21 protein-coding genes and 5 tRNA genes are annotated in these 23,109 nt (G+C 48.2%); 6 read left to right on the top strand and 20 right to left on the bottom strand.

Annotated features, from left to right (window positions below; all coding sequences use genetic code 11):
- Positions 1 to 11 precede the first annotated feature (11 nt).
- From DUW71_RS15035 to DUW71_RS15025, 3 genes are read left to right on the top strand one after another with little or no spacing between them, the layout of a single operon-like run.
- On the top strand, positions 12 to 422 hold the full coding sequence (locus DUW71_RS15035) for a hypothetical protein (RefSeq protein ID WP_119396086.1): 411 nt from the start codon (positions 12 to 14) through the stop codon (positions 420 to 422).
- Positions 419 to 1,066 carry an ABC transporter ATP-binding protein gene (locus tag DUW71_RS15030; protein WP_119396085.1) on the top strand — a complete coding sequence of 216 codons (648 nt, stop codon included), beginning with the start codon at positions 419 to 421 and terminating at the stop codon, positions 1,064 to 1,066. The genes DUW71_RS15035 and DUW71_RS15030 overlap by 4 nt, the downstream gene beginning before the upstream one ends.
- Positions 1,054 to 2,235, top strand: a complete 1,182-nt coding sequence (locus DUW71_RS15025) for a hypothetical protein (RefSeq protein ID WP_119396084.1) — start codon at positions 1,054 to 1,056, stop codon at positions 2,233 to 2,235. The genes DUW71_RS15030 and DUW71_RS15025 overlap by 13 nt, the downstream gene beginning before the upstream one ends.
- Here the strand turns inward: DUW71_RS15025 and DUW71_RS15020 are convergent.
- The 4 genes from DUW71_RS15020 to tcdA are packed head-to-tail and all read right to left on the bottom strand — an operon-like array spanning position 2,232 to position 6,317.
- Complete coding sequence (locus tag DUW71_RS15020; RefSeq protein WP_119396083.1) at positions 2,232 to 3,038, bottom strand: pseudouridine synthase family protein; 807 nt, start codon at positions 3,036 to 3,038, stop codon at positions 2,232 to 2,234. The genes DUW71_RS15025 and DUW71_RS15020 overlap by 4 nt on opposite strands.
- On the bottom strand, positions 3,038 to 5,014 hold the full coding sequence (locus DUW71_RS15015) for a TIGR03545 family protein (RefSeq protein WP_119396082.1): 1,977 nt from the start codon (positions 5,012 to 5,014) through the stop codon (positions 3,038 to 3,040). The genes DUW71_RS15020 and DUW71_RS15015 overlap by 1 nt, the downstream gene beginning before the upstream one ends.
- Positions 5,015 to 5,016: 2 nt before the next feature.
- Positions 5,017 to 5,532 (bottom strand): TIGR03546 family protein, encoded by a 516-nt coding sequence (locus DUW71_RS15010; protein WP_119396081.1) that lies wholly within the window; start codon positions 5,530 to 5,532, stop codon positions 5,017 to 5,019.
- Between the two features lie 2 nt (positions 5,533 to 5,534).
- A complete protein-coding gene (gene tcdA / locus DUW71_RS15005; RefSeq protein ID WP_119396080.1) occupies positions 5,535 to 6,317 on the bottom strand; it encodes a tRNA cyclic N6-threonylcarbamoyladenosine(37) synthase TcdA in 783 nt (260 codons plus the stop codon).
- Between the two features lie 108 nt (positions 6,318 to 6,425).
- Between tcdA and DUW71_RS15000 the strand changes: the two genes are divergently transcribed.
- The gene (locus tag DUW71_RS15000) at positions 6,426 to 7,526 is read left to right on the top strand and encodes a MalY/PatB family protein (RefSeq protein ID WP_158584155.1); all 1,101 of its coding nucleotides are present in this window, start codon (positions 6,426 to 6,428) and stop codon (positions 7,524 to 7,526) included.
- A 1-nt stretch (position 7,527) separates the two neighbouring features.
- Complete coding sequence (locus tag DUW71_RS14995) at positions 7,528 to 7,944, top strand: hypothetical protein (RefSeq protein ID WP_119396078.1); 417 nt, start codon at positions 7,528 to 7,530, stop codon at positions 7,942 to 7,944.
- 74 nt (positions 7,945 to 8,018) lie between these two features.
- On the opposite strand, the gene DUW71_RS14990 is transcribed toward DUW71_RS14995, so the two are convergent.
- The 6 genes from DUW71_RS14990 to DUW71_RS14965 form a co-directional block, all read right to left on the bottom strand.
- A complete protein-coding gene (locus DUW71_RS14990; protein ID WP_119396077.1) occupies positions 8,019 to 8,459 on the bottom strand; it encodes a DNA binding protein in 441 nt (146 codons plus the stop codon).
- A gap of 173 nt (positions 8,460 to 8,632) precedes the next feature.
- Positions 8,633 to 10,129, bottom strand: a complete 1,497-nt coding sequence (gene lysS, locus DUW71_RS14985; protein WP_119396076.1) for a lysine--tRNA ligase — start codon at positions 10,127 to 10,129, stop codon at positions 8,633 to 8,635.
- Between the two features lie 15 nt (positions 10,130 to 10,144).
- Positions 10,145 to 11,243, bottom strand: a protein-coding gene (prfB, locus tag DUW71_RS14980; protein WP_119396110.1) for a peptide chain release factor 2 whose coding sequence is annotated in 2 segments (ribosomal slippage) — positions 10,145 to 11,167 and positions 11,169 to 11,243 — 1,098 coding nt in all. Because the reading frame shifts where the segments join, the coding sequence is not laid out codon by codon here.
- A gap of 67 nt (positions 11,244 to 11,310) precedes the next feature.
- Complete coding sequence (recJ, locus tag DUW71_RS14975) at positions 11,311 to 13,023, bottom strand: single-stranded-DNA-specific exonuclease RecJ (RefSeq protein WP_233546161.1); 1,713 nt, start codon at positions 13,021 to 13,023, stop codon at positions 11,311 to 11,313.
- Positions 13,024 to 13,149: 126 nt separating this feature from the next.
- Positions 13,150 to 14,652, bottom strand: coding sequence for a hypothetical protein (locus DUW71_RS14970; protein WP_158584154.1), 1,503 nt, complete (start codon positions 14,650 to 14,652; stop codon positions 13,150 to 13,152).
- A gap of 106 nt (positions 14,653 to 14,758) precedes the next feature.
- Positions 14,759 to 15,322: a rhomboid family intramembrane serine protease gene (locus tag DUW71_RS14965; protein ID WP_119396074.1), complete on the bottom strand. Its 564-nt coding sequence runs from the start codon at positions 15,320 to 15,322 to the stop codon at positions 14,759 to 14,761.
- A 130-nt stretch (positions 15,323 to 15,452) separates the two neighbouring features.
- Between DUW71_RS14965 and DUW71_RS14960 the strand changes: the two genes are divergently transcribed.
- Positions 15,453 to 16,196 (top strand): flagellin, encoded by a 744-nt coding sequence (locus DUW71_RS14960; protein WP_119396073.1) that lies wholly within the window; start codon positions 15,453 to 15,455, stop codon positions 16,194 to 16,196.
- A gap of 83 nt (positions 16,197 to 16,279) precedes the next feature.
- Here the strand turns inward: DUW71_RS14960 and DUW71_RS14955 are convergent, their stop codons facing one another.
- The 10 genes from DUW71_RS14955 to rpsA form a co-directional block, all read right to left on the bottom strand.
- Positions 16,280 to 18,226 (bottom strand): HAMP domain-containing methyl-accepting chemotaxis protein, encoded by a 1,947-nt coding sequence (locus tag DUW71_RS14955; protein WP_199671237.1) that lies wholly within the window; start codon positions 18,224 to 18,226, stop codon positions 16,280 to 16,282.
- Positions 18,227 to 18,555: 329 nt separating this feature from the next.
- A tRNA-Leu gene (locus DUW71_RS14950) sits at positions 18,556 to 18,640 on the bottom strand.
- A gap of 30 nt (positions 18,641 to 18,670) precedes the next feature.
- Positions 18,671 to 18,746 (bottom strand) — tRNA-His (locus tag DUW71_RS14945).
- A 14-nt stretch (positions 18,747 to 18,760) separates the two neighbouring features.
- Positions 18,761 to 18,837, bottom strand: a tRNA-Arg gene (locus DUW71_RS14940).
- A gap of 11 nt (positions 18,838 to 18,848) precedes the next feature.
- Positions 18,849 to 18,925, bottom strand: a tRNA-Pro gene (locus DUW71_RS14935).
- A gap of 427 nt (positions 18,926 to 19,352) precedes the next feature.
- A tRNA-Glu gene (locus DUW71_RS14930) sits at positions 19,353 to 19,428 on the bottom strand.
- 155 nt (positions 19,429 to 19,583) lie between these two features.
- Entirely contained in the window at positions 19,584 to 20,447 is an 864-nt protein-coding gene (locus DUW71_RS14925) for a hypothetical protein (RefSeq protein WP_119396072.1), read from the bottom strand.
- Positions 20,447 to 20,647, bottom strand: a complete 201-nt coding sequence (locus DUW71_RS14920) for a hypothetical protein (RefSeq protein WP_119396071.1) — start codon at positions 20,645 to 20,647, stop codon at positions 20,447 to 20,449. The genes DUW71_RS14925 and DUW71_RS14920 overlap by 1 nt, the downstream gene beginning before the upstream one ends.
- A 51-nt stretch (positions 20,648 to 20,698) precedes the next feature.
- Complete coding sequence (ihfB, locus tag DUW71_RS14915) at positions 20,699 to 21,001, bottom strand: integration host factor subunit beta (RefSeq protein WP_119396070.1); 303 nt, start codon at positions 20,999 to 21,001, stop codon at positions 20,699 to 20,701.
- A gap of 150 nt (positions 21,002 to 21,151) precedes the next feature.
- Positions 21,152 to 22,831, bottom strand: coding sequence for a 30S ribosomal protein S1 (gene rpsA / locus DUW71_RS14910; protein WP_119396069.1), 1,680 nt, complete (start codon positions 22,829 to 22,831; stop codon positions 21,152 to 21,154).
- Positions 22,832 to 23,109: the final 278 nt, after the last annotated feature.

Here is a 23,109-nt window from a genome sequence, read left to right as displayed (position 1 = left end):
ATGGCATATTTATGAAATATTTATTCGTCTTTTTATTATTTTTGCCAATTTATACATATAGCTCCGATACAATAAAAATTCGTGAGCTATACGCGGGTGATATGCAGTTTAGCGAGTTAGCGAAATCGCTAGATGGCAAGCGGGTAAAAATTAGTGGCTATATGGCGCCACCATTAAAAGCGCAAGCGGATTTTTTCGTGTTAACCAAGATGCCGATGGCGGTGTGTCCATTTTGTGAATCAGAAGCGGACTGGCCAGACGATATTCTATTTGTTCGCGGCAAAGATACCATTGATGTGATTCGCTACACCGAACCACTTATTGTGACTGGCATATTAGAGCTAGGCACCAAGGTAGACGAAGAAACTGGGTTTGTCAGCCGGGTACGGGTGGTTAATGCTGATTACGAGCGCGCATTATGAAGTATCAGGTGAACGCACTGAAGGTTAGCCAAGGCAAACATACCCTTTTGGCGATTGATGCTTTACAGCTAACTGGCCCTGGCCTAGTTGTAATCCATGGCCCATCAGGGGCTGGCAAAAGCACGTTATTAATGGCATTGGCAGGGCTAATACCTAACTATAGTGGCCAGATCTATTTGCAAGACACTCTGATTACTAACAAAACTGGCAATCGGTTGCGCCAGCATTGCATTGGTTATTTGTTTCAGAACTTTGAATTAATTGGCGCACTCAGCGCCTTAGATAATGTGCTACTGCGAGCCGATGCCATGCAGATTAACGCCGACGCCAACCGGGCACGCTCACTGCTAACCCAGTTTGGCATCACTGAGGTGAACAAGCCAGCTCGGCGCTTCTCGCGTGGTCAACAGCAACGCATTGCCCTAGCCCGCGCGCTATATGGCGAGCCTGAGGTGCTGCTTTGTGATGAGCCAACGGCGAGCTTAGACGCCGCTAATGCTCATGAGGTTGCCAGTGCATTAGTACAGCAGGCAGAAAGCAAACTAGTGATTGTAAGCACCCATGACCAAAATTTATTAGCCTTGGCTTCGAGCAGTATCCACCTTGCTTTTGGCCGCTTGGAGCAGTCAGCATGCGCCGCTTAATCAAAGCTTGGTTATTATCACACCCTGTGCAAGGGCTTTTGTTTAGCCTGCTAATCGCAGGCGCTTTATCGATTGGCTTGGTGTTGCAAGCCCAAGAAACGGCGATTCGCGAGGCATCGGCGCGCATTGTTGATCCAGCCTCCTTGTTGATTGGCGCTCCAGGGTCAAAAAATGACTTGGTGCTTGGCACCCTATTTCATGAGCCGCTAACCTTGCCATTATTAGACAGTGCTTTGTGGGCACCCCTGCTCGCTCATGAACGGGTCGATTGGGCGGCCCCCCTTGCTTTTGGTGACAACTGGCAAGGGCATTTGATTATTGGCACCACAGCACCTTTTATTCAACATCTAGGCGGTACAGCGCAATTTACTAGCCCCTATCAGGCGATCGTTGGCAGCAATGTCGCGCTAGAGATCGGCCAGCAGTTTGCGAGCCAACATGGCATGGTGGCCCATGAAGACAATCATTCCCATGCACCCATTAGCGTTATTGGCCGACTACCCATTACCAATACCCCGTGGGATAACGCAATTTTGGTGCCTATCCGACAAGTTTGGGGCAGTCATGGCTTAGCCAGTGCCATTCCCAAAGATCCGCAGCAGGTCGGCTATTTGTCAGCTAATGAGCACTTACATGGGGTAACGGCTGTGGTGGTGCAACCTGCAAGCCTTGCTAGTGCTTATGGCCTGCGTAGCCAGTTTAACAATGCACAAGTACAGGCGTTTTTCCCAGCGGAAGTATTGGTGCGTTTATACAGCACACTTGGTGACGTGCGCGCCTTAATGAACGTGGTGTGGGCGTTTTCAATGCTTTTGGTGATGATTGCTCTGCTCTATGGTTTACAAAGCCTATTGAGCAACTTGCGCTACCAGTTCGCCGTGCTGACCGCACTGGGCATGCGCCAACTGCGCTTATGGGTTTCACTGCAGTGTTATGTGCTCTTGCTACTGGTCACAGCACTATTGCTCACCGCCTTGATCAGCCCACTCATGGCGAGCTGGGTGGCCGGGTGGCTAGGTCAGCGCCTTAGTATGGCACTGACCTCGGGGTTAAGCTGGCAAAGTGTGCAGCTTGCAGCCACGGTAGCGGCAAGTTTGTGGCTGTGCACGCTACCAGCCATTTGGTGGGTGTTGCGCCGGCCGGCATGGATAGTATTACAAACACGTTAATTAAGGGTAAGCAACCTTGCCTCGCCGGTCAGCGGGCAGGTGAACTCAATTTGATCGAGCGTAAGTTTCATCCCCTCACCTTCATCGCCAACAATGGCATGCCCGGCATCGGCTAGGTGGCGGCGCACTTGTTGTGCTCTACCCGTGCGAGTAATGAGCTCAACATTGCTTTGGTTGGCGTAGTCACTGACTTTATGTACCCGATATTCAGTGAGCCCTGGCTTGCCATCCAGTGGCTGGTCAAACACGCCTGTCGACCCCACTTCTCCTAGTATGCCCGACACCTCGGCGCGATAGTGTTTAATGATTTGGTCATTCACCAACAGCTCAGAGAGCGCCGCCGCGGCACGTTTGTGATGCGACAGTATCACTAGGCCACTGGCGTCTTGGTCAAGATGATCAAGGATAAAACAAGGGCGAGCCTTATTAAAATACAGTTCGGCTTGGCGCAAAATGCTTAGATGGTCGCCCCAGTCGTTACCAAATGTCAGCATGCCGGCCGGTTTGTGCCAAACACTATAGAGCTCAAAGTCAGCGATTGGCGCGGTGACCTGTGGCACCTGTGCAAGCAAGTACTCGTCGTAATACACTTCAACGATATCCCCTACCTGCAAGTCGGTCATTGCCCGGCGCAAACGCTGCTTTGGTTGGCCCTCACGAATAAGCCAAACCGCGCCTTTATTCATTGTTTGTTTAAGACGTGATTTCGACAAATTAATGTTGTCGAGCAAGAAGTCGATTGCAATGCTTGAATCGGCTGCTTCTACTTCTAATGCAACATCAATTCTCAATGATTCGTCCATTAAAACCCCGGTAATTTAACGCCATCAACAGCGTCTTTTAGTTTGTCTTGTGCTTCTTGTTTAGCCCGTTCTTCAGCCGCGCGCCGCTCGGCTTCGGCTTTTTCTTCTGCTGCCCGACGCTCTGCTTCCAGGCGTTCTTGCTCTGCTTGCAAACGCTGCTGAGCTGCTTCGCGCTCTTGGCGCAAGCGCTCTTCAGCTTCTTCTCGGGCAGCATTGGCGGCGTCTTCAAGCTGCTGGCGTTGGCCGTCAATAAAGCCTTGTGCTTGCTGCTTAAGCGCCTCGAGCTGCTCTTCTACTCGCGTCTCAAACGCTTGCCGCTCGTTCTGCCAACGAGTTTCCCAGTCGGTTAACTGAGCAATCCCTTCGTCATAAGGAGCGCGACGGGCGGCAATTTCGGCTTGCAGGCGTTCACGTACTTTTGATTCCAAGGCTGCTAGGCCGGCTGCCACCTCTTCTTGCACAATGCCACTGAGTGCATCATCGAGATTCGAACCAATATTGGTTTCCAGTTCACCCTGGGTTTGCGCCATGCTGAGGCTAAGCTCAACACTGTCAACACGCTGCACCGCACGCTCAGCACGATCGGCCCAGTCACCTTGCCAAGCAAAGCCAGACCCAGGAAAACTGCCTGCGCCATCAAGCTGCCAGCCGTTGTCGCTGCGCTGCCAGTTGGCTTGCAGTTGCGCACCACCCGCTTGGTAGCTACCCGCCAAAATTGGCTGATCAATCAAGGTGGTCGCAGGCACTTGCCAGCCTTCGGCCTGCAGGCGAATGCTGTCGTTAATGCCATCACGGCGATCAAAGTTTGCCGTTAAGTTCATACTGGCAAAATCAGTCTGCTCACCAGCCCGCAAGACCAACTCGGTGGCTCGACCACGCACCGTCTGGTCATTGGTTAACTCGGTTAGCTCGGCAAAATAGGTGCCATCACTCAATTCAATTGAAAAGGTGGCCTGTTTTAGTAAAAAGCTTGGCAGGGGCTGTTCCACCGGGAAGCTAACAAAGCGGCCTAGTTCAATGGCATCCTCACCACTGCCACCTTCTGGCATACGAGCAACGATCCATTCAATGATTGGTTTAGCCTGCTGATAGCGCTGCTGCAAGGTAACCATGCGATTGGCAATTTCATCACCTAACAATAAGCGGGTGGCATTATTTAAGCCATTTTGATCAAAGCTATACTCACTGCGAATGGCTTGCCAGTCTTCGTTCGGCGCATCTTGCAGTGCTTGCCAATCACGATTTAGTTGCGCTTTTGCTGTTTCAATTTCAACTTTGGCTTGCGCAAACGCTAGCACGTCTGAGCCAATTTCGCCCTGCATGGCTTCAATCTCGCTGCGCAACTGCTGAGCATCCTCTAGTGACTCGATTTGCATGGCTTTTAGCCGATCAACCCGCTCATCGTAAGCTTGCAAGCGCGCTTGATCTGGTAATGCCTCGAATGCTTGTGGTACCGACACCTGCACTTGCTGCCAAGTTGCCGCCAATTGCTGCGCTTGCTCGACGGTTTTTAGCGCTTCTACTTCGGCCAACAATTGATCAGCAGTCGGTAAGCTAATCATATCAAAGGCACTACTTTCAGATTGCTCGTCACTGCGCGCTGCTTTGGCATAAACCTCACCAGGGCTTGGGCGCTGCGTATCAAACCGAACGCCAGTGAAGGCGACTTCGTTAATGATTAAACGGCCGAGCAATAACTGAATAAAATCAATATCCAGCGCCGCTCGGTCAAACTCAATACTGTTGTGCGTTGGCTTTTCAGGGTCGGTAAACGCCATGTTTTCCAGCTCAAAGCCAAATGGAAAGAGCGCAATCTCAAACTCGGCGATATCAACTTGCGCACCATTAGCACTGCTGGCACCTTTTTTAATGCCCCCTTCAATGACATCATCGGCAAATAAGTACCAGGCAATGCCAGTTCCCACAATTAGTACAACAAAGGCTACTAGGCCAATCCAACGAATCCATTTAGTCATGCTTAGCCCCTTAGTCCATAAATAGAAGTTAGCAAGCCCCAGAATTTACTGGCTTTAAGTGCTTGCACGACTTTCAACTTGTTAAACCAAGCCATTACATGCAGGCGATACCTTTCTACCAGGAACTTAACCAATAAGGTGAGTGGCAATAGTGCAATCAAAGCGACCAGCAAGCTCCCCAGGGTATGGGTATGGTTTAGGCCTAACACCAGCATAAATGGGATATTAAATAGCGTGGTCCAGAAGCTCTGTAGCTCAGGATGAGTAAGCAGGGTTTCACCCAGGGCAATTGCTGGAGCACTGAACGGCCAAGCCAATGCTGCGCCGAGAATCATGCCGGCAATGGCGCTCGAGAAGTTCACCCGTAACACACAAATTAGCAGCAGCACGACTAGGTTATGCCAGGTAAAAGTTGGGGTGTAGCCAATAATCATGCCCAAGGTGAGACCAAAAGCAATGGCCCATGGGCTAACATCCGAGTTGAGGGCTTTTAACAGCCGAACAATAGCATCGAGCATGCTTACTCCTTAAGTTGCTGGGCCAGCCGTTCAATAATACGACTGACTGCGATAAAGCCAAAGGTGGCAGTTACCATGGTAGCGGCACCAAACCCTGTTGCACAATCTAAGCGCCGAGGCGCATCACCACTAGGTTTACTAAAGCATACTTCACCATCCCCAGCAGGATAACGCAATGGTTCGTTTGACCAGACAACGTCGACGCCAAACTTGCGTTTTGGACTGCGAGGAAAATCATGTTCTTTACGCAATTTAGATCGCACTTTTGCCGTTAATGGGTCTTGCTCAGTTTTACTTAAATCACTAACTTGTATACGCGTTGGGTCGGTTTTACCACCCGCCCCGCCAATGCTAACCAGCGCCACCTTAGCCTTTTTAGCAGCAGCGATGAGCGCTGTTTTAGCTTTGACGCCATCAATGGCATCAACAATAAAGTCGGGCGTTTTAGCAAGAAAAGTATCCATGTTGGCTGGTGTGACAAAGTCGTTGCATACTTCAATGTGCGCATCTGGGTTAATTAATTTAGCGCGCTCGGCGAGCGCCTCGGCTTTAAATTGACCGACGGTGTTGACCGTTGTATGAACCTGGCGATTGGTGTTGGAAACACAAATATCGTCTAGGTCAACAATGACTAGGTGCTCAAAACCAGAGCGAACCAAGGCTTCAACCACCCAAGAGCCGACGCCACCTAGCCCAACCACCATCACCTTAGTGGTGCGCATTGCATCTGCGAGCTGGCGACCATAAAGCCGTTGAATACCTGAAAAGCGCGCGTTGTAATTCATGCTGAACCCTATTGATAAATGCGGCGCAATTATAGCGACTGCAGCCCTTGAGCACTAGCATGCAGGCATATTAAGCTAGTGTCGTATATCCCATCCATGAGGTTCACCTTGATCGAACTATTAAGCCAGCGACCGAACGCAATGAAGTGGCAAAAGTATAGCGCCGACATCTTACCATTGTGGGTTGCGGATATGGACTTTGCCCCCGCGCAAGTGATTCAGCAGGCCATCGCAGAGGCAAGCCAAGACCTAGGCTACCAATTGCCACCAGAGTGGGCCGACGAGCAAGTGGTTAGATGGCTTGCTAGCGAGCACAATTGCCATATCGAGCCTAGTTGGGTGGTTTGGCAAGGCGGAGTAATTAGTGGCTTTAATACGGCACTAGCAAGTGTTTGCCAATCTGGTGATGAGGTTGTTGTGCCAACACCCACCTACCCGCCTATGCGCCAAGCACCGGTGAATCATGGCGCCCGTTGTGTGGAAATGCCGCTGGAGTATATTGATGGAATTTGGCAGCTTAACCTAGATAAGCTTGCCAACCAGCTCGCCCGTCCTCAATGCAAGGCCATGCTAATCAGCAACCCAATGAACCCAACGGGCTGCGTTTATCAGCAAATCGGCGAGATTTCTAAGCTGTGTCATCAACACAATGTATTATTAGTTAGTGATGAAATTCATGCTGATTTGGTGCTAGCAGGCAAAGCGCACGATAGCGCCTTGCATTACAACACGGATCATCTAGTGGTATTAATGGCCGCCAGCAAAACCTTTAATATTGCTGGCCTTGCCACCAGCTATATGATCTGCCCAAATGCCAAGCTTAGAAAACGGGTTCAAAAAGCGGGGGCGGGCATTGCTGGGCATGCCAATGTATTAGGGGTAATGGCTACAGCGACCGCCTATCAGGCCGCTAAACCTTGGCTTAATGAGGTAAAAACCCTGCTCACGAATAATTTGTCGGTGCTGAATCGCTGGCAAGAGACGCAAGACAGTCTTATAAGCTACCCGGTCAATGCAACCTATTTAGCTTGGATGGATTGGCGGCAGTTAACAGACACCCCCTATCCACATTTATTATCATATGGCATTGCCCTATCAGATGGCGCTCCTTTTGGGGCTCCGGGTTGGGCACGACTTAACTTCGCTTGCTCAAGCGACACTTTGAGCCAAGCCCTTCAACGTATGCAGCAAGCTATTGAGGCACTTTAAAATGAAAAAATGGTTATTGGTTCTGGCAACACTAGTAAGCAGTCAGAGCTTTGCTTTGGCAATAGGGACGGATGTAGTGAAACTGGCCGACCAAGGGCAGTTTAATATCACCATTGAAAGCCCGTTAACACGCGTTTCCTCGCTACATTTGAACTTAGCGACGCAATCTGGCAATACGTTTGCGATCGATGCGCTGTACAAGGCCTACACAGGTAGCATGTTTAACAGCGTCAACCTGCAGGCGGGTGGTAGCATTAACTCAGGTGAGAACACCCAGTTTGGTTTTGTTGGCGCCATCGGCTATGAAACCTCACCAGCACGCAGCTTTGTTGGTTTTGGTAGTGTACGCCTGACTTATTACCCAGGCAGCAGTGACATTATGTGGTCACCAACCTTAGGCATTATGTTTGCCTTTTAACTCAGTCAACAACTTCAATGGAACTGCCATAAAAAAAGCGCCGTAGTGGCGCTTTTTTTTAATAAGTCTACAAATTAGTCGACTAACCAGCTAGCAACGGTATCGAAACCGTTTTCGTCAATCCACTGGTCAAGCGGCTTAGGGTTACGCTTGATTTTTTCGATTACTTCACCAGTATTCGGGTTGCGGTACTTACCTACTTTTAACTTAGGGCCAGTAGATACCGCTGCTTTCTTCTTCTTGCCATCATAACGTGAGAAGTATGCATTTAATGCATCAACAATGGCAGCAGGTGATTCAGAACGCGCTTGTGCTTTGATCCACTTTTCAATTTCTTTTTGCTTAAAGGCAAAATAGTCGTCTTCAGTTAATGAAAATTCGCTGTAAAAACCAGCAAATTTTGCATCTAATTGACGCAAACCTTCTTGGCGTTGAAGCTCTGCTTCTTTTTGCTGAACTAATTGTTCGATTTCTTTCTTTTTCTGCTCAATAAGTGCGTCAAAATTCTCGGCCATGCCTGTGACTCCTCTGAATATATACACTGGTCAAATCGACTGCCTTAGTATAGGCAGCTAAAGATAAAATACAAACATATTAATCAAAAAATATTTATTCGCTCACATACTCTTTAGACAAGTACGCTTTTTTTGGCATAAAAAAAGGAGCATTGCTGCTCCTTCTTTATTACTTACTGGTTATCTACCGGCTTCATATGCGGGAATAAGATAACGTCTTTAATGGTTGGCGAGTCGGTAAAGTACATCACTAGGCGATCGATCCCAATACCTTGACCAGCCGTTGGCGGAAGGCCATATTCCAGCGCACGAATATAGTCAGCATCATAAAACATGGCTTCATCATCACCAGCTTCTTTTTCTGCTACCTGTGCTTGGAAACGCTCAGCTTGATCGATTGGATCGTTTAACTCAGAGAAACCATTGGCAATTTCGCGACCACCAAGGAAGAACTCGAATCGATCAGTTACTTCTGGGTTATGATCATTGCGACGCGCCAATGGCGACACCTCAGCTGGGTATTCAGTGATAAATACTGGACCAGCGAGCTTTTCTTCCACCGTCTCTTCAAAGATCTCGGTTAATACCTTACCCCAGCCCCAAGATGGCTTAATATTAATGCCAAGGCGCTTAGCCACTGCGGTGACACCCTCTAGGGTTTGCAGCTCTTCCAAGGCAATGCCGTCGTTGTATTTAACCACTGAAGCAGTCATTGGCAGGCGCTCAAAGGCCGCACCTAAATCAAAGGTTTGCTCTTGATACGTTAGCGTGGTGGTACCGAGTACATCTTGCGCAATTTGGCGCAACATGTTCTCGGTATGGTCCATCATGTCATTATAGTCAGCGTAGGCTTGATAGAACTCTAACATGGTGAACTCAGGGTTGTGACGCGTTGACACCCCTTCATTACGGAAGTTACGGTTAATCTCATACACCCGCTCAAAACCACCTACTACCAAGCGTTTTAGATATAGCTCAGGTGCAATGCGAAGATACATATCGATATCCATTGCATTGTGGTGGGTAATAAATGGTCGCGCCGTTGCACCACCAGGTATTACTTGCAGCATAGGCGTTTCAGCTTCTACGAAGTTCTGCTCAGCTAAATAACTGCGAATGCCTTGAATCATTTTGGCGCGCACAGTGAAGGTATGACGTGTTTCTTCGCTAACAATTAAGTCGACATAACGTTGGCGGTATTTAACTTCCTGGTCCGATAAACCTTTCCATTTATCTGGCAGTGGTCGCAGTGTTTTGTTTAACAAACGAAACTGCTCTGGCTTTTGTGCCTGCACATATAGCTGACCACGACCCGAAAGGCTGATGACACCTGAAACCGATACAATGTCACCAATATCTAGCGCTTGCCAGTCTTCCGATTCTTTTTGATCCTGTTTACCAAGATATGCTTGCACTGTGCCCGACATATCACGCACCGTAATAAACGGCCCACCACGGCGTACAACACGACCAGCAATGGTTGCCGTTGCACCTAACTCAGCTAATTCGTCTTGGCTTTTACCATCATATTTTGCTTGCAGTTCACCTGCGTAGGCATCACGGCGAATATCATTTGGGTAAGCGTTGCGTTTAGCTTTAATCTTTTCTAGCTTTTCTTTGCGCAAGGCGACGATTTGGTTTTCATCTTGAAGTGGCATGTCATTAGCCATAGTTAGCTCCTGTTGTTATAGGCCTTGCTTAAGTGACGCTTCGATAAATGGGTCGAGAGCGCCATCGAGTACTTGTTGGGTATTGCGATTTTCAACGCCAGTGCGTAAATCTTTAATACGGGCATCGTCTAAAACGTATGAGCGGATTTGACTGCCCCAGCCAATATCTGACTTAGAGTCTTCTTGCGCTTGTGCCGCTTCATTACGCTTTTTCATTTCTAGCTCATAAAGCTTGGCTTTTAGCTGCTTCATGGCGGTATCTTTGTTTTTATGCTGCGAGCGGTCATTCTGACACTGCACCACAACATTGGTTGGCAAGTGGGTGATGCGCACGGCGGATTCAGTTCTGTTTACGTGCTGACCACCGGCACCACTCGCGCGATATACATCAATGCGCAAATCTGCAGGGTTGATATCAATATCAACATTGTCGTCAACTTCAGGCGAAACAAACACCGATGAAAATGATGTATGACGACGACCGCCTGAGTCGAATGGTGATTTGCGAACCAAGCGGTGCACGCCTGTTTCGGTGCGCAACCAACCAAATGCATATTCACCTTGGATGTGCAGGGTTACACTTTTAATCCCGGCGACTTCACCGTCAGACTTTTCCAACACGTCAACTTTAAAGTCTTTATCTTCGGCCCAGCGCGAGTACATGCGCAGCAGCATTTCGGCCCAGTCTTGCGCTTCGGTTCCGCCAGAACCTGCTTGGATATCTAGATAAGCATTGTTCTCATCCATTTCGCCAGCAAACATGCGGCGGAATTCCAAATCTGCAAGCTTGGCTTGCATGGTTTCAACTTCCGCTAAAATATCTGCCACGGCATCTTCATCATTTTCCTCAACCGACATGTCTAATAAGTCGCTTGAGTCTTCGATGCCTGCGTTTAGATCATCAATGGTTTTCACCACTCGTTCTAAACTTGAACGCTCTTGACCTAGCTTTTGCGCCCGCTCAGGATCGTCCCAAACGGATGGCTCAGCTAGCTCCATTTCAACTTCAACTAATCGTTCTTTGCGATTGTCGTAGTCAAAGATACCCCCTAAGCACGTTGGTGCGGGTTTGAAGGTCTTTTAGCGCCTCGCGAATTGGATTAACTTCCACAATTAACTCCAGCAAATAAATGGGGCGCGTATTGTAGCCTAAACGATGGCTTAGCTCTATAAAGCTAGCACTATTTAGGCTCAATATATTGCACCATTAATTGCAGGCTGGTATTGCCGCGAAAATGATTGGCGTCTAACTGATAAACAACATGCGCTTGGCGCGCTTGGTTTGGCCAAATATCTAGGTCGACATTAAACGCGATGGCGTCGATGGTTTGACCGGCTTCGTCTTGTAGCAGGAGTTTTAGGTGCTTTTCACCCACAATGCGCTGCTGAATAATAGTGAAATAATCATCAAAGCATGGCTCCGGAAACTTTTGTCCATAAGGGCCAAAGGTTTTTAATTGATAACAAAACTCTATGGTGCGCAACGACGCCGGTAGTGAGCCATCGGTCAATAATTCAGGGTTAAGCAGGTTGGCATCAATTTGCGTTTCAATGACATGGTTGAAGGCTTGGCGAAATGCTTGAATATTGTCCGCTGCGATCGTCAAACCGGCCGCCATGGCATGACCACCAAACTTGCTAATCAGGTTGGGATATCGCTTGTCTAGTAGGTCCAGCATATCGCGCAAGTGCAGGCCGGGTATCGAGCGGCCAGAACCTTTTAGTTCGGTTTGCTCATCATTCATGGCAAAGGCAATCACCGGTCGATGCAGGCGCTCCTTAATGCGAGAAGCGAGTATACCCACTACCCCCTGATGCCAACTTGGCTCAAACAGCACCACCCCAGTTGGCTGCTCATCCAGTTTAATCGCTTGCAGTGCTTGCAGGGCGTCATCATGCATGGACTGCTCAATGCTGCGCCGGTCACGGTTGAAACTGTCTAATAGGGTGGCAAGCTCACGGGCTGTGGCTGCGTTCTCTGTTAATAAGCATTCAATGCCAATCGACATATCATCTAAGCGACCGGCTGCATTGATTCTAGGGCCAAGGGCAAAACCAAAATCAGCCGCTTCTATACGCTGGTATTGACGCCCTGCCACTTCGATGAGCGCCATAATCCCAGGGCGAGCTTGACCTTTGCGAATACGTTGAATGCCAGCGGCTACCATTATTCGATTATTGTGATCAAGTGGCACCACATCCGCTACCGTTGCCAACGCCAATAAATCGAGAAACTGCCCCATATTGACCTGCCAGCGAGGATCATTGGCTGCCTTTAACCTAGCTCTGAAAGCAGATAGCAGGTAGAACATCACCGCACAGCCACAAGCAGCCTTAGACGGAAACTGGCAGCCTGGCTGGTTAGGATTAACAATGGCCTGCGCTTCTGGCAACTGGTCACCAGGCAAGTGATGGTCGGTGACTAGCACCTTAATACCCAGCGCCTGAGCTGCCTGCACCCCATCGACGGCGGCAATGCCATTATCAACCGTGATGATTAAGTTGGGGTTTAGCTTGGCAGCCTCACCCACCAGCCCAGGTGTAAGCCCATAACCATAGGAAAAGCGATTAGGTACCAGGTAGTCTACTTGCTGAAAGCCAAATGCCTTTAAGCCCTGCACTGCCAGCGCTGTACTGGTTGCACCATCCACATCAAAATCACCTACGATGAGCACAGACCATTGCTCGAGCAAGGCTTGTTGCAGTAGTTCCGCGCCTGCATCAATGCCTTTTAATGATTGGAAATGCGCTAGCGACTGCAGCGATAGATCACCATCTTGCGGGGTATTCACGCCTCGAGCAGCCAGCAAGCGGGCAATTACCTCGCCATGCTGCGCAACCATGTGTGGATTTAGCTGATCAACTTGGCGGCGAACAATAGCAGGATGTCTCAAGAGCAGGCCTTAAAAAATATGAATGGGCGCCAGATGGTAAAAGAATTGCAAGATAGGGTAAATAACCAATGCCTTGCTTCGCTCTGTGGGTAAGGCGCCATGAAGCAAGGCGTTAGTAGGTGATGGCTATTGTGCTAGCACGTCCACCATTTCCTCTTTCGCTGCCTGGTTAAACATAATCGCCCAACCGTTTTTGCTCGCTGATACGCGTGAAAATTCAAACCAGTTGGCTAATAACAAATGCTTAATTTCACCCGTTGCAGTGTTCGTTTGCTTGCCTGTACCGCGAACACGAACGAGATAATGCGCTTCGAAGAACTCATTCGCGGCAAACTCATAGCCAACAAGATTGCCAGCACTAAACGGCATAACGCTTACAAACCCAAGAGAGGTGCTGTCCTCTGCCAATACTTCGCCTGTACTTAGGTTAATTTTGCACGCTTCACCTTGGCAAACAAGTGGATGCTCATCGACTGGATATTGATCGACACGACGTTTATCACAAGGACTATCCGTGCATTCAATGAGCACCTTTAACTTAAGTGTTGGGTTAGACCTTGGCAGGGCTGACTGTGTTCGGTAAATGGCCATCCGCGCTTGCTCACTAAAAAGCGTGCCGTTAGCAAGCGATTGCTCCGGGCAGGATATTAGCCCACAAAAAACTCCACCGAAGATTTCAATGCCCTCGAGCGTAAAAATGGCGCTGTCAGTAATACTCACGTCGGTTTGCTCAACACTTTGCAACGCATTGCCTAGCTCGAAGCGGTTTTGTACCCGCCAACCATTAGGCAAACGACTATATGCCATTTCCCTCTCATCGTAAGAAATATAACCAGGCTGATCATTTACCAAGGACAAGCGAGGCTGAGGCGTTGCCAATACCTGCGCCACCTGAATTGGTTGGCAAGCATCAACAAGTTGATCGTTTTCTGCTACACAGGCGACAGGCGTATCACGCATATCGCTATATATCATCTTATAACCACTAGCAATACGACCAAAGGCATCTAGCTGAATACCATAAACATCCAATAAATGTTGATTGGCGATCGGTGTCGGCACCACCTCATCCAATGTAGTTGATGGGAACGAAGTTGGCTGCACATCTTCGGTGACCACAACAACGGTTTCTGTTGTGACTGGTGTTGGGGTCAGTACTGGCGTATTGCTTGGTGTAGTACTTGGTATTACAGCACCAGTTGGCAATGACGTTACCGTAGCTGTGACAGGTGCAGTAACGTGAGCCGTAGTGGTGACAGACACAGTTGGCGATGCAATTGGCACTGTCACTGATGGCGAAGGCAGAACAGTGACTGGCAATGGCGTAACCAAGTTGGTTACCGTGGCTAGCGTGTTTGTCACGACAACCTGAGTGACTGTCGCCTGTGAAGTGGGTTGCGTCGTAGGCTGCGTAGAAACCTGAATCGTTGCCTGGCTAGTAGGGCTGATTGGCGTAACAGCAGAAGTAATAGTAGTTGGAACCCGAGTTACGAGCGCCTGAGAAGGCTTTGTAGCCACCTGAGAATCGTCTTGCTTAGGACTATGATTAGGCTGACTACACCCCACCAAAAGCACTACTGGCAGAAGTGACAGCATTAAGTTTAGTCGCACGGCCTTGCGCAGCATCACGCCCACTCCATAAGATTGGTATTAGGTGATAAGTTTAACACCCTTCTATGGCATGTTTTGTACTTTTTTTGTGCGAAAAGCAGCCAATAAAATGGCTAAATAACTGTCAAATATTTGATTCCTTTATATTTCGGCGCAACCAGGCAGCCAACACACCAGCCAATAACCCAAAAAAGTGGCTCGACCAACTGACATTGGGCAATAAACGAAAGAGCGACCAAAACAGCCCACCGTAAATTGCTAACACAAGGATAGCGATGACAACATCCGTCAACCGGCGACGAAACACTGCAATACTAATTAAATACCCCCAGTAACCAAACACTAAAATACTGGCCCCTGCGTGATATCCAAGGCTGGCAAACAGCCATACCGCTAGTCCTGCAACCATAGTAACTAAGAGTGTAACGAACAAATAGGCTCGAACGCCTTGCCGAAGTATTAACCAGCTTAATAGTAAAAACGGAATAATATTGGCAAAAAAGTGCGACCAATTATGGTGAATAAATGGTGCAATGGGAATATACAATAGCGCATCGAGCTGGCGTGGCACGATACCAAAACCAGATACCCAGCCGCTTGTGATGAAGTTGATCAATTGCAAGGCAAACATTACCAATGCGAGCGCCACTAATAGTGTAAAGTCCTTTTTTACCTTGTTATCAGTCATGTTTTTCCTCTTACTAACGACTCGCTGTTGCAACAATATGTAAGCAACTGAATCGATTTGTCTACTTTTTAACCACTCAGGGCAGTATAACGCTAAAATATAAGCCATAACCAGTTGTCGAGGAGCAGCTATGGCGATTTCATTAGATGCCAACATGGCAGTTCAGCAAACGCAGCAAAGAATTAGCAGTGGCAAACAGATCAACAGCGCCAAGGACGACGCCGCTGGAAGTGCCATCAGCACTCGTATCGACGCTGCCGTGAATGGCAAAACACAAGCGATTAAAAATGCTGGTGATGGCGCTTCACTTCTGCAAACCGCCAGCGGCACATTATCGTCTGTGACTGATGGGCTGCAACGATTGCGCGAACTAACTATGCAGTCTGGTAATGGCATATACAGCGAGTCAGACAAAGCACTGCTTGAAAAAGAAAAGCAGCAACTACTGTCGGGCATTAATGAATCATTAAAGAGTGCTTCGTTTAACGGACAGTCGTTGTTCAGCGAATCAAAATCACTCGACTTACAGGTTGGCGACCAAGCTGGCCAAACGTTAGCTGTTGCATTGCCCGATTTAAGTGATTTGAGCAATAACCTGAACAGTCTCGACGATATAGATGCTGCAATTAGCACGGTAACAGAGCAAGCCGTCAACTTCGGCGCTGCCCAAAACAGGCTAGACGCCACGGTAGAGCGCCTAAGTCAATCAAGCCTAGATGCCCAGCAAGCCAGATCACGGATAGAAGACGCAGATCTTGCCAAAGAAATCAGTGAGCTAACGGCAAATAATGTGCGTGATCAAATAGATATCGCGATGCAAGCACAAGCGAACCAAGACCAAGGAAAAGTACTTCAGTTACTAAATCTAGCCTGATCACAATTAATAATACGATACAAAAAAGCGCTGATATTCAATCAGCGCTTTTTAATGCCAGCCCCTTGTTAAGGCTTGCATCATTAGAATCTCACGTAGGATTGAGCACCCTCATCATGGTCATCATCATTGCTAGATACCGCAGGCTTAGGCTTAGTCGATGCTGCTGACAACGGCCTTACTGCATTTCTAGTTGTAGCGTTAATTTGAAAGAACGTCATTAGCTGCTGCAATTGCTGCGCCTGACTGCTCATTTCTTCTGATGTGGACGCTAGCTCCTCTGCAGACGAAGCGCTTTGTTGGGTAATACTATTAAGTTGCTCCATCGCCGTATTAATTTGGCTCGCCCCAGTAGCTTGCTCCACTGATGCAGCACTGATTTCTTGTACCAAGCTGGACGTTTTTTCAATCGAAGGCACCATTTCATCTAACAAACTGCCCGCCTTTTCTGCCAAGCTGACACTGCTTTGTGCCACCTCGCCGATTTCTTGCGACGCAACCTGGCTGCGTTCAGCCAACTTTCTCACCTCAGCCGCCACAACGGCAAAGCCTTTACCGTGCTCTCCGGCCCTCGCAGCCTCGATAGCAGCATTCAAGGCCAGCAAATTGGTTTGGTAGGCAATGTCATCGATGATACTGATTTTCTCAGCGATGGATTTCATTGCAGCAACGGTATCATTTACCGCCACACCGCCTTCTCTCGCTTCAATCGCAGATTTTGTCGACATGCTGTCGGTGACTTTGGCATTTTCATTATTCTGCGCAATTGACGCCGACATTTGTTCAACCGAGGCAGTTGTTTCTTCAACACTTGCCGCTTGCTCGCTTGCCCCTTGGCTAAGGTTTTGAGCCGTTGCTGACACCTCTTCTGAAGCCGAGGCGAGTGCATCACTGGCGCTATTTACCTCAGAAACAATCTGAGTTAACCGGTCAACCATAGATATGATGGCAGCGTAGAGACCGGTCGCGGCATCCCGATTGGTAAACGTCATCGTCAAATCACCCTCGGCTAGGCGCTCAGCAATAGCCTTCATCTCTGCCGGTTCACCACCAAGTGGACGCTTAACGATTCGCACTAAGAAAAACGATAACACAATTGCCAATAAAACTGAGGCGACAGACACCCAGATAATCATTTGTTGGGTTGCTTCGTTATTGGCTCGAACCTGCGGACCCAGCGTATCCTGATCGGTTTGCACGGATAGTTTTACATCTTCCGTTGCTTGCGCAATTACAGGCCCAATGCGGTCTAGCTGATTAACAATTAGATTCTCTCGTTGAGAAATAACCACATCAAGCCGATCTAAAGCTGTTGCATAGCTCTGCATCGCCGTATCAAATTGGCGCACTAGATCTCGGGTTTCACGATCGACAACTACGGCAGTTAAACGCTCTAGGTTAGTTGCTGTATTATCATCCAGCTCTTGATGAGCAATCTGAACCTGGGCTGGGTCGGCGGACTCTAAAAACTTGGCAACAGCCAGTCGAGCTTCCAACATAGAAGCTTGTACCTTACCAGCGTAATAGAGTGCTCTGGTGTTATTGTCTGAAAAAGTGCGATCAGTGATTTGCTCAATACTGTCAATCATGGCAGCACCTGCCGTCAGTATCTGTTGATTTACGATTTGCTCCTCTTCGGAGAGCAGCTCAACAACCCGCTCGAAAGCAGTGCGATAGCTATCTAGTTCATTGACGACGATATCAACTTTTTCAGCCCGTTCCGGCTTTTGAATTTCTTCGTCTGCCTGCGCTACTAACTCTTTCAAAAGTTCATAGCGTTGCTCAAAGTTATTCTTCGCTTCTTGCGTGCCATTTAAAATGTAGTTTTTGGCATCAATGCGGACTTCAGACATATTAGCCTGAACTCGACCAGACAGGTTGGCATCTCGCGCCAGATTTCGGTATTCGTTAAACCCTGCAATCGCTGAGCTAAGACCAATAAAAGAAACAACTGAGATAACTAATAGAAATACGACGACTACGCCGTATCCGAGGCTGAGTTGTGTACCGAGCTTCATCTTAGAGAACATCGCGAACTCCTTGTGGGCAGCAACCATTAGGCGAGTTAACTGCACGACATACGTCACCGCTATTCGCTTGCATACCGCTTCCGTCCCCATGCGGCTCGACTAGGTCTGGACTGTTAACTTCCGGTAATAAAGCAGTTATTGTTTAGCGTAGACGAGCAATGAGCGCTAAAACGCAGCGTATTGTTCATTCGTGTTAAGAAGTGTTGGATTTGTATTAATACGAGTGATTTTTATTGATGGACATCAATTGGCACATTAACAGTGGCCATTGAGCAATATCCTTAAAAAGCAAAAAACCCGAAGGCGTTAACCTTCGGGCTTCTTTAAATTGGTGCGGATGGAGAGACTCGAACTCTCACGCCTCGCGGCACTGGAACCTAAATCCAGCGTGTCTACCAATTCCACCACATCCGCATAACTTGTTGCAGCATTTAAAGTGCTACTTGGGGTGACCGATGGGGATCGAACCCACGACCGCTGGAGCCACAATCCAGAGCTCTACCGACTGAGCTACGGTCACCACATTTGTCAACTTGGCACGCCCGGCAGGATTCGAACCCGCGACCCACGGCTTAGAAGGCCGTTGCTCTATCCAACTGAGCTACGGGCGCTCAGTTTTCATTGGTCGGAGCAGAGGGATTCGAACCCCCGACCCTCTGGTCCCAAACCAGATGCGCTACCAGACTGCGCTATGCTCCGATCAATCTCGCCGACGTCATCGCCGTTGACGGGGACGCATTATAGGGATTCCCAAACCAGCGTCAACACCTTTTTTGCCATATTTTCTTAATAAGACAAATAAAATTTTCATTTGCTTACAATTTAAACAATTTTTGCCAGCTGGTAATTGTTTCGAAAACCAACCGTAGGTTGTACGGCGCATGTTTTCGCGCCGGGCAACAGTCATTCCCGCGTAGGCGGGAATCTAATCACCACATTCGAAACAACAAGCTAGACACCCGATAAAAGCACTCGGGTGTGACGCAGTGATTTGTTTCCCAAACCTTCGGTTTGTAAAACCTACAGACTTTTTATTTCGCAGAAACCAAAAAAGCCAGCTATTTCAAGCTGGCTTTAANCCCCAACCTTGGCAAGGTTGTGCTCTACCACTGAGCTATTCCCGCAATGGCATCCCGTAGGGGACTCGAACCCCTGTTACCGCCGTGAAAGGGCGGTGTCCTAGGCCACTAGACGAACGGGACGCAGTTACTAACTTTTTAAACCTGCCTAACAGGCTTTGTTAGCTTCCGAACAGCTTATTAGCTGTTGGCCTCGGAACGGTTGTGTATATTACTGATATCACCGTTCCTTGCAAGGACTTTTTTAAAAATATTTAAAAAAATCAAAAGCTTAGCGGCTACACTTCATCTTTTAACGTCTCCCAGTGCTCGCATTGAGGGCATTGCCAGTAATGCTGACTGGCTGTGTAGCCGCAATAGTTACATTGATAGCGTCGTTGCAACCATCCTGCCTGTTCCAACTGACTATAAAGCTGAGCAAGCGACAAACCATTTTTATGGGCTATCAGTAGTGCTTGCTGAAACTTCGCCATATTCGGTTCAGACTCAAGCAACTGCGCCAGCGATTGGCTGTGTGGCAACTGCCCGGTCGCCGCTGGCTGGGTGGCCATCATCTTGACTCTAGGGTGCTCAGCAAAAGATTTCTGTAGTCTCTTAATTGTTTCGTCGGCAAGCTCTACTAGCCCATGCTCCCTATGGCGTAAGGCTATTTCGCATTGACTATGCACATAAAGTTTCGCTAGTTCACCCTCTAAGCGTTTTTCACTGCTTAACAACTCACTTAAGCGCTGCCAGTCACGCAACCTAGCAGCAATACTCGCAAGTCTTAGTAATGCTTTGTGGTGAAATTCTTTGGTTTCTAGCGCTAGGTGATAAATACGCTCGGCTCGGTCATATAGGCCCGAAAAATAGAAGTCTTCGGCTAGTTGAAACTGTATAGACTGATAGCATGATTGCCATTGATCGTCGGCAAGCATCGACTGATGTAACTGCACCGCTTCGTCGTAGCGCCCTTCTTTGCGCAGCTTTTCACCAAAGCTTAGCAGCTGCTCCCAGGATGAGAACTCTACTTTGACGTCTGGAACTTTTAGGCGCTCGGTGAAGTCTTTTTTCAGCACACGCTGGCGTTTGAGCCGGTAGCCTACAAGCAGCCCTATAGAAAAAACGATACCAACAGCCAATAGCACTTCAACAGAAATCATTATTTGCGACGTACCAACAACAAGCTAGATAAAATACCGGCCAGAAAGGCCAAGCCTAACCACACTTGCACGCCTAACGCAGGCGATTGCCAAATAACAAACTGTAAGGAAACCGCTTGGTGATTTTGAATACCAAACACCAAAGCAATACATGATATGAGCAGAATCAACGCTATGCGAAGCCACTTTAGAATTTGCATGGTCCCTCCATGAAGAGCAGACCTTGATCTTACCTTAGCGCGCTTTGAATGCTAGCGTTTTTTTGCAGCATTGACTTGCTCGCGCAGGTCTTTACCTGGCTTAAAATGCGGGACAAACTTGCCTTCTAACTCTACCGCTTCGCCCGTTTTAGGGTTGCGCCCTACTCTAGGCGCGCGGTAGTGCAAAGAAAAACTACCAAATCCACGAATTTCAATTCGATCACCTTCAGATAATACATCTGACATTTGCTCAATAATCGACTTTACCGCTAGCTCTACTTCTCTGGAAGTAAGCGAGACGTCTCGCTCAAGCGCAAGTGCTGTAACCCTTTCAATCAACTCTGACTTGGTCATAAGTTGTCTCCGTCGTACTTAGCTTGTTTAAAGCTTATACAACAAAGATGACAGAATTAGTATGTTTTTCAACCACTTATGGAAAATTGATTTATGTCTAGTCATAAAAAAACCGCGCCTGAGCGCGGTTTTTTTTGATAAAAAGAAGAATTACTTGTCTTCTTCCATCTTCTGGCGGATCAACTCACCTAGTGTCGTTGGGCCGCTAGTGTCAGCTTGTGGCGCGTTACGTAGTTCGCGAACTGCTGCTTTTTCTTCTTCTAGGTCTTTAGCCTTGATAGAAACAGCTACAGTGCGGTTCTTACGGTCAACGTTGATGATCTTAACTTCGATCTCTTCGCCTTCTTTCAGCTCGCTACGTGCATCTTCAACACGCTCAACGCTGATGTCACCCACTTTCAAGAACGCTTCAACGTCTTCAGCTAGCTTAACCACTGCGCCTTTGGCGTCTACTTCAGTGATTGTACCAGTTACGATCGCGCCTTTGTCGTTCTCAGCAACGTACTCAGCGAACGGATCGCTATCTAGCTGCTTGATACCTAGTGAGATGCGCTCGCGCTCAGGGTCGATAGACAGGATAACTGTCTCAACTTCGTCACCTTTCTTGAACTTGCGTACCGCTTCTTCACCAGACTCGTTCCAGCTGATGTCTGATAGGTGCACAAGGCCGTCGATGCCACCGTCAAGACCAATGAAGATACCGAAGTCAGTGATTGACTTGATCTTACCAGAGATCTTGTCGCCCTTGTTGAAGCTTGAAGAGAAGCCTTCCCATGGGTTCTGCTGAGTTTGTTTGATACCCAGAGAAATACGACGACGCTCTTCGTCGATATCAAGAACCATAACTTCGATCTCGTCGCCAACTTGAACAACTTTCGAAGGATGGATGTTCTTGTTCGTCCAGTCCATTTCAGAAACGTGTACTAGACCTTCAACGCCTTCTTCTAGCTCAGCGAAACAACCGTAGTCAGTTAGGTTAGTTACTTTCGCTTTCACAACTAGCTCTTCAGGATAACGCTCTTTGATGCTTACCCATGGATCTGCACCTAGCTGCTTAAGACCTAGTGATACGCGGTTACGTTCACGGTCGAACTTAAGTACTTTAACGTCGATCTCGTCACCAACTTGTACGATCTCGCTTGGGTGCTTGATGCGCTTCCAAGCCATGTCAGTGATGTGTAGTAGACCGTCAACACCACCCAAGTCAACGAACGCGCCGTAGTCAGTAAGGTTCTTAACGATACCTTTAACTTGCTGACCTTCTTGTAGGTTAGCCAGTAGCTCTTCACGCTCAGCACTGTTTGCTTCTTCAAGCACCGCACGGCGAGATACAACAACGTTGTTACGACGACGGTCAAGCTTGATTACTTTGAACTCAAGCTCTTTGCCTTCTAGGTGTGCAGTGTCACGTACAGGGCGTACGTCTACCAAAGAACCAGGCAAGAATGCACGGATACCAGTAATGTCAACAGTGAAACCACCCTTAACTTTACCGTTGATGATACCCATAACCACTTCTTCTTTTTCAGAAGCAGCTTCTAGCTCGCCCCAAACTTCGGCGCGCTTAGCTTTTTCGCGAGACAGACGAGTGTCACCGAAGCCATCTTCAACCGCTTCAAGTGCTACTTTCACTTCGTCGCCAACAGCAACTTCCAACTCGCCTTTATCGTTTAGGAATTGGCTACGCGGCACAACACCTTCAGACTTAAGGCCAGCGTGGATAGTTACCCAGTCGCTGTCGATAGCAACCACAACACCATTAATGATGCTGCCTGGCTGCATTTCAATTTCTTTTAAGCTTTCTTCAAATAATTCAGCAAAATTTTCCATTCGGAAAAACCCAGTTCTTTGTGATTAACGGTCTACAGATAAAACTCTGCAGACTTCTCCGTACCCCAGCTAGCACGGGTCAATCTAGTTTAGCGACGCAATCTGCAATGCTGGTTTCGGTAAGAAACAAACTACGCCGCACCCAAAATAGTGGTTCGTTTATAGAGATAAACGGGCGCATATTGTACATGATTTAAGCGCAATAACAACGCTTCGAGGGATTCTTTGTAGGATGTGTGTAGATGGCGCTGGTTTTACAGTTCATCGCCATAGCCAAG

Origin of the sequence: Salinibius halmophilus, from assembly GCF_003577475.1 — a bacterium.
Lineage (GTDB): Bacteria > Pseudomonadota > Gammaproteobacteria > Pseudomonadales > Natronospirillaceae > Salinibius > Salinibius halmophilus.
The sequence above is the reverse complement of the archived record's forward strand: the minus strand, read 5'-3'. Positions and strand labels throughout refer to the sequence as shown.

Bases quoted from the DNA above. Each gene is read 5' to 3' on its own strand.
- DUW71_RS15030 (WP_119396085.1), top strand. From the start codon at position 419: ATGAAGTATCAGGTGAACGCACTGAAGGTTAGCCAAGGCAAACATACC.
- lysS (WP_119396076.1), bottom strand. From the start codon at position 10,129: ATGGCTAATGACATGCCACTTCAAGATGAAAACCAAATCGTCGCCTTG.
- DUW71_RS15035 (WP_119396086.1), top strand. From the start codon at position 12: ATGAAATATTTATTCGTCTTTTTATTATTTTTGCCAATTTATACATAT.
- ihfB (WP_119396070.1), bottom strand. From the start codon at position 21,001: ATGACCAAGTCAGAGTTGATTGAAAGGGTTACAGCACTTGCGCTTGAG.
- DUW71_RS14920 (WP_119396071.1), bottom strand. From the start codon at position 20,647: ATGCAAATTCTAAAGTGGCTTCGCATAGCGTTGATTCTGCTCATATCA.
- DUW71_RS15020 (WP_119396083.1), bottom strand. From the start codon at position 3,038: ATGGACGAATCATTGAGAATTGATGTTGCATTAGAAGTAGAAGCAGCC.
- tcdA (WP_119396080.1), bottom strand. From the start codon at position 6,317: ATGAATTACAACGCGCGCTTTTCAGGTATTCAACGGCTTTATGGTCGC.
- DUW71_RS15015 (WP_119396082.1), bottom strand. From the start codon at position 5,014: ATGACTAAATGGATTCGTTGGATTGGCCTAGTAGCCTTTGTTGTACTA.
- rpsA (WP_119396069.1), bottom strand. From the start codon at position 22,831: ATGGAAAATTTTGCTGAATTATTTGAAGAAAGCTTAAAAGAAATTGAA.
- DUW71_RS14990 (WP_119396077.1), bottom strand. From the start codon at position 8,459: ATGGCCGAGAATTTTGACGCACTTATTGAGCAGAAAAAGAAAGAAATC.
- DUW71_RS14965 (WP_119396074.1), bottom strand. From the start codon at position 15,322: ATGACTGATAACAAGGTAAAAAAGGACTTTACACTATTAGTGGCGCTC.
- DUW71_RS15010 (WP_119396081.1), bottom strand. From the start codon at position 5,532: ATGCTCGATGCTATTGTTCGGCTGTTAAAAGCCCTCAACTCGGATGTT.
- DUW71_RS14960 (WP_119396073.1), top strand. From the start codon at position 15,453: ATGGCGATTTCATTAGATGCCAACATGGCAGTTCAGCAAACGCAGCAA.
- DUW71_RS14995 (WP_119396078.1), top strand. From the start codon at position 7,528: ATGAAAAAATGGTTATTGGTTCTGGCAACACTAGTAAGCAGTCAGAGC.
- DUW71_RS15025 (WP_119396084.1), top strand. From the start codon at position 1,054: ATGCGCCGCTTAATCAAAGCTTGGTTATTATCACACCCTGTGCAAGGG.
- DUW71_RS14925 (WP_119396072.1), bottom strand. From the start codon at position 20,447: ATGATTTCTGTTGAAGTGCTATTGGCTGTTGGTATCGTTTTTTCTATA.
- DUW71_RS14955 (WP_199671237.1), bottom strand. From the start codon at position 18,226: ATGTTCTCTAAGATGAAGCTCGGTACACAACTCAGCCTCGGATACGGC.